Origin of the sequence: Streptomyces sp. (assembly GCF_050698815.1) — a bacterium.
Classification (GTDB): Bacteria; Actinomycetota; Actinomycetes; order Streptomycetales; family Streptomycetaceae; genus Streptomyces.
The window spans coordinates 1-3158 of record NZ_JBOHCV010000757.1 but is presented as its reverse complement, the minus strand read 5'-3'; the positions used below and the strand labels follow the sequence as shown (position 1 = coordinate 3158).

General features: G+C 69.0%; 2 protein-coding genes and 1 tRNA gene. 1 reads left to right on the top strand and 2 read right to left on the bottom strand.

Going from position 1 to position 3158, the window contains the following annotated elements:
- Positions 1–239 precede the first annotated feature (239 nt).
- Positions 240–312 (top strand) — tRNA-Arg (locus tag ACRDP3_RS26935).
- A 465-nt stretch (positions 313–777) separates the two neighbouring features.
- Here ACRDP3_RS26935 and ACRDP3_RS26930 read toward each other — a convergent pair.
- Positions 778–2154, bottom strand: a complete 1377-nt coding sequence (locus ACRDP3_RS26930; RefSeq protein ID WP_431519616.1) for an IS1380 family transposase — start codon at positions 2152–2154, stop codon at positions 778–780.
- 242 nt (positions 2155–2396) lie between these two features.
- A partial coding sequence (locus ACRDP3_RS26925; protein ID WP_431519615.1) for a methyltransferase domain-containing protein occupies positions 2397–3158 on the bottom strand: 762 nt, incomplete at its 5' end.

Below are 3158 nucleotides of genomic sequence, written 5' to 3'. Positions count from 1 at the left end.
GCAGACCATCGAGCCGCGTACCGGGCGGCCGTCCCGGACCCTCGCCATCCACAGCGCTCATGGACCGCCCTCCGCCAGAATGGGAGGAAATACCCGAATCCTCCTTCCCGAACAGTAGCCGCTGCCGTTACCGGGCGACACGCGAGCGCCCCCGGGCCGCAGCCCGCACCCACGCCCGCACCGCCCCTCCCGCCATCCGCTAACCTGTCTGGGTCGCGGTCGCCCTACGGGCGGCCCACGCCTCCGTAGCTCAGGGGATAGAGCACCGCTCTCCTAAAGCGGGTGTCGCAGGTTCGAATCCTGCCGGGGGCACAGCGCGAACGGGCTGGTCAGAGACCAGTTCTTCACTGCCCGTCTGGGGTTCCCGAGGCGGGCGGTACGCATTCCGCACACATGAATCCAGAGGGTCACCCGCGCGGGCGGCCCTCTTGATGGCGGCTGATCGAGCAGACCGGCGAACGTCGCCAGTTCTTTCCGCCGCGCGAACATGAACTGCCGCTTCGCGTCGAGAGCATCCGCCGCCTCGCCGAGCCGGTCGCGCCACAGCATGCCCGTACCGGTCGAGCGTCATGGTTGCGGACTTATGGCGCCCCGCTACCGACGCCGGGTAAGACTAACCTCGATCTTTCGTGACGGTCCGTCGAGTTCTTCGGCGGGCCGTTTCGGCTGTCCGGACCGGTTGTGGGCAGGGCGGCAGCCCGGCTGTCGCGTCGGGTGGGCGCCGGGTTCCACGTCTCCGGCGGGTTCTTCAGGTTCGTAGGGGAGGGAACTGGCTGGTCAGCCAGGGTTCGGGAGTGCGTCGAGTCGCTGGAGTGCGCCTGTGATGACGTCGGTCCAGGGCCAGTGGCGGGCGAATCTCAGGTGGCGTCTGCGGGCGCTGGTGACGAGCTGGGTGGCGGCGGAGAACAGCCGGAGCCGGAGCCGGCGGGGTTCCCAGAAGCGGGCTTTGCCGGTCAGAGCGAACATCGGCATCCAGGCCAGCAGGTCGAGTGCGAGCTGGACGATCTCCAGCCAGATCCGGTTCTGCGCGGTGTCGTGAAGGGGCAGGTTGCGCAGGCCGGTGGCGCGGGCAGCCCGGATGCAGTCCTCGGCGCGGGCCCGTCGGCGGTGCCGCAATTCCAGATCAGCGATCGCGAGGTCAGCGGTGTTGGTCGCGAAGCACGTCAGCCGCAGACCGTCGGCGTCGGTCAAACGCAACGGGGCTCCGGGGTGGGGTCGTTCCTTGCGGACGATCAGCCGCATCCCCTTCGGCCAGCCCTTGAGACAGTCGCCGTCGAGTTCGGCGACCCAGGCGCCGTCGCGGATCTCGCCGCCGGGCTCGACGGCCGGCGTCCACGCCGAGGAGGGAACCTTCAACACCGCTTGATGGATGACATCGGTGATGGCCATGCCGACCGAGTAGGACAGCCAGCGGCCGCGCTGGGTCAGCCAGGCCACGAACTCGTGGGTGCCGCCGGCTGAGTCGGTGCGGATCAGGGTGGACCGTCCGCGCCGGTGTTTCTTCGGCAGCTGGGCCAGTGCCAGTTGAGTCGTTTCGATGTGGTCGGCCGCGGTGTTGCTGCCCGCGTTCCCGGGCCGCAGCAGGGCGGCGACCGGCTCTCCGCTGCCACTCGGTCCGTGGTCGACGAAGGCCATCAGCGGATGGTGGCCGAAGGTCTTCTTCCATGTCGCGGTGGCGTCCTGCTTCTCCGAGTGCGCCAGGACCAGGACTCCGTCCAGATCCACGATCACCTGCCCGGTCGCGTCCGGAGCCGCAGAACCGGCCAACTTCCAGACTCGCGATCGGACTTCGGCCCGCGCGGTGCGGATCGCTGTCAGGGCCTTCGATCCGGACGCGGCGAGGGCATCGATCAGCCGGGAAACGGTCGGATCGGAGGCCACCGGACCGAACACACCCGGCTCCGCCCGCAGCATCCCGACGTCGGCGAGGCAGTCCCCGCCCAGCGCGACCGCAAGAGCCACATCCAGCAGGACCTTGCCCGGATCGTGCACCGCACGAGGACGCCGCCACGACGCCAATGCCGCCGACATCGCCTGATCCAGCCCGGACTTGCGGATCGTCTCGACAAGCAGCACACCACCGGCCTGCGAGACCACCCCACGACCACCGCCCTCGGCGCGGACACGCGGATAGGACCCGATACGCTTCTTCACCTGGGAAGTGCCTCCGACGGTGGCGGGAACAGGGATCTCGACATTCCATATTCTCGCTGGTCAGAGGCACTTTCTGCTTACGTGATCACCCATCGGACACCGCACCTCGCGAAAGCCCGAGGCTAATAGCCCCGCCTATCTGCCGGGAGGGAACGCCAGGATGGGCACGGGGCCCACAGCGCGTACGACGAGGGCCCCGCTGTCCGCTTCATCCCGCACGGGGCACGGGACGTGGCGGAGTCCTACGGCACCCGGACGGGTACCGGGTTGTCCGGGTTGTCGAGCCAAACCCGTTGACCGTGTGGCGAGACCGTCAGCCCGTACCGGTCGAACCGCGGCTCACCCTCGGCTCTCCACCAGCGGATCACGGTCTCGGCCTCATCCCACAGCCGGCGCGGTCCCGACTGCACGATGCCGTACTCGGTACGTCCCTTCTCGAAGTCGGCCGTAGCCCACGACGATGCGGCCATGTCGAACAGCCACAACCGATAGGTCCCGTCCTTGCCCCAGACCGGGCGACAGAACAGGTCCGGCACCTGCACGCCGAGGGTGAACATGTGGTGCCAGTCGCCCATGTCGTCGGGCGACAGGCCCGACAGTCTCTTGTCGCCCCTCGCCGGCCACTCCTCGTCGCCGAGGTAGGCACTCGTGGGCGGGAACGTTTCGCGCTGGTCCCGCAGGCGCATGAACGCCGAGGACAAGACGAACGGGCCGGACGCCGTACCGTCTTCGCCGACTGTCAGCCGCGCGATGCCCTGACCTCCGTATGGCGGACCCCACGGGGCGACGATGACCGCTCCGGCCAGCGTCTGCTGCACCCACGCGTAAGGAAGCGTCCCGATCGAACAGGTAGCGATTACCCGGTCGTACGGAGCCTTCTCCGCGTACCCCGTGGAGCCGTCGCCCACGACGGACAACGGCGCGAGGTCCGTCGCGGCGAACCGGCGCTGGGCCTCCTCCGCCACCGCCGGGTCGACCTCGATCGTCACGACGTTGCCGGGGCC